Consider the following 2,334-nt stretch of genomic DNA (forward strand, 5'->3'; position numbering starts at 1 on the left):
TCAGCCTTAGTTAAAGATAAATTAACTGAAAGAGGATTTACAGGTAAATTCAATGCATTACACCACTTCTTCGGATACGAAGGACGTTGTGCATTCCCATCAAACTTTGATGCTGACTATTGCTACTCATTAGGATACAACGCATTCATGTTGATCCAATACGGATATAATGGATATTTATCAAAAGTATCTAACTTATCTAAACCAGCTGAAGAATGGGTTGCTGGTGGTATGCCAATCACTAAGATGATGAATATTGAACGTCGTAACGGTGAAGATAAACCAGTTATCAAAAAAGCATTGGTTGAATTAGATGGAAAACCATTCAAATTCTTCGAAGCAAACCGTGATACATGGGCTGTTGAAACTGCATATACTTATCCAGGAGCAATCCAATATTATGGACCAACTGAAGTATGTGATTTAACAACTCGTACATTAGCTTTAGAAAAAGGTGAATAATAAATAAAAGAATGCTTCGGCATTCTTTTTTCTTAAAGGGGAGTGAAATTTAATGAAGTATATGATCGCAAGTGACATCCATGGTTCAAGTTATTATTGTCAAAAACTAATGGATGCTTACAAATACGAAAAACCAGATCGATTGATCTTATTGGGGGATATTTTATATCATGGACCTAGAAATGATTTACCAAAAGAGTATGCACCTAAAAAAGTGATTGAGATGTTGAATTCCATATCAGACTCGATTTTATGTGTTCGTGGAAATTGTGATTGTGAAGTCGATCAAATGGTATTGAATTTTCCATGTTTAGCAGATTATTCTGTGTTGGATATAAACGGGCTTTTTATCTATTGTACACATGGACATTTAGAACCTGTTAAGCTAAAGCCTGGATCTTTATTACTATGTGGACATACCCATGTTCCTGCAATTGAAGATCGAGATGGTATTATTTATATGAATCCAGGCTCTGTTTCAATTCCAAAAGAAAACAGCCCTCATAGCTATATGATACTAGAGGACTGTGTATTTACTTGGAAAGATTTAGAAACGCTTAGCCAATACCGTTATAAAGAATTCCCAAAATCAAAATAATGATGGCAAGAAATACATAAACATATTTACCTAAGAATTTAAAAGTCGGTCCAACCGGCTTTTTTCTTCCTTTTTCTAATTCTTGTTTTAAAGCATTCCATCCTAAAACATAGTAAATAGTTATGGCTCCAAGTAGTGCTGCAAAAGGAATAATATAGATTGTGACAACATCCATCCATTTACCTACAATATCTCCATTTTCAATACATACAGATATGGCGAATGTGATAATGCCACAAAGTAAAACCGCTTTTTTTCTAGAAATGTGAAAGCGATTTTGCCAAGACTCACACACAGCTTCAAGCATGTTGATTAAACTTGTGATTCCGGCGAAAGCTACTGAAATAAAGAAGAATAGGGCAAAGAGATTGCCGAGTGGCATTTATTTAAATACTTCAGGAAGGGTTAAAAACATTAAACTAGGACCACTAACGGGATCGATGCCAAAAGAAAATACGGCAGGCATAATGGCAAGTGCCGCTAGCATAGCAGCAATTGTATCAAATACAGCCGTCTGCACACTTGCCTTTGGAATATCCACATCATCCTTTAAATATGCTCCATATACAATCATTCCAGAACCAGTAATGGATAAGGAGAAAAAAGCTTGTCCCATGGCCATGATCCATGTTTCTTTGTTGAGTAAACATTCCCATTTAGGAACAAACAAAAATTTATAACCTTCGATAGCACCGTCAAATAAGCTGACACGAATGGCAAGGAATATAAATAAAATAAAGAAGGCTGGCATCAATACTTTGTTGACTTTTTCAATGGCATTTGTAGCACTTGTGAATAACAATAAACAAGTAATAAACAAGACTAAAAAGTGACATGGTACATTTGAAAAGGATTGTGTCATATTCGTAAAGAAAGCTGGAATACTATTCGTGAGTAGTTCGTTTGTGACTACACCTTGAATGCTGCGAAATACCCATCCTAAAATGACACTGTATCCAATCGCAATTCCAAGAGATCCAAGTAATGGAAGCCATCCAATATATTTACCAAATTTATTCTTCCAACAATATGTATAAGCACCTAACGTTCCGGTTTTTGCCATTCTTCCTAGCGCAAATTCAGCCGATAAACCAACAAAACCAAATAAGGCGATAAAAATTAAATATGGAATCAGAAAGGCAGCTCCTCCATATTGTCCTAAACGATATGGAAACATCCATATGTTTCCCATTCCCACGGCAGAACCTACACAGGCAAGCACAAATCCTACCGTACTTTTAAAATTTCCGTTTTTATTCATTTGTAGTACCTCG

1 protein-coding gene and 2 pseudogenes are annotated in these 2,334 nt (G+C 35.5%); 2 read left to right on the forward strand and 1 reads right to left on the reverse strand.

The features are described 5' to 3' along the window. Together ACZQCL_RS08830 and yfcE are read left to right on the forward strand one after the other, a co-directional pair. Positions 1-462 (forward strand): annotated as a pseudogene (locus ACZQCL_RS08830) (diphosphate--fructose-6-phosphate 1-phosphotransferase); the annotation flags it as partial. A 52-nt stretch (positions 463-514) separates the two neighbouring features. Next, positions 515-1,060 (forward strand): phosphodiesterase, encoded by a 546-nt coding sequence (gene yfcE, locus ACZQCL_RS08835; RefSeq protein WP_333672694.1) that lies wholly within the window; start codon positions 515-517, stop codon positions 1,058-1,060. Here yfcE and ACZQCL_RS08840 read toward each other — a convergent pair. Beyond that, positions 1,020-2,321 (reverse strand): annotated as a pseudogene (locus ACZQCL_RS08840) (sodium-dependent transporter). The gene yfcE and the pseudogene ACZQCL_RS08840 sit on opposite strands and share 41 nt — an antisense overlap. Positions 2,322-2,334 lie beyond the last annotated feature (13 nt).

It is taken from the genome of Holdemanella sp. (assembly GCF_056804935.1).

Coding starts and splice junctions, on each gene's coding strand:
- yfcE (WP_333672694.1), top strand. CDS start 515: ATGAAGTATATGATCGCAAGTGACATCCATGGTTCAAGTTATTATTGT.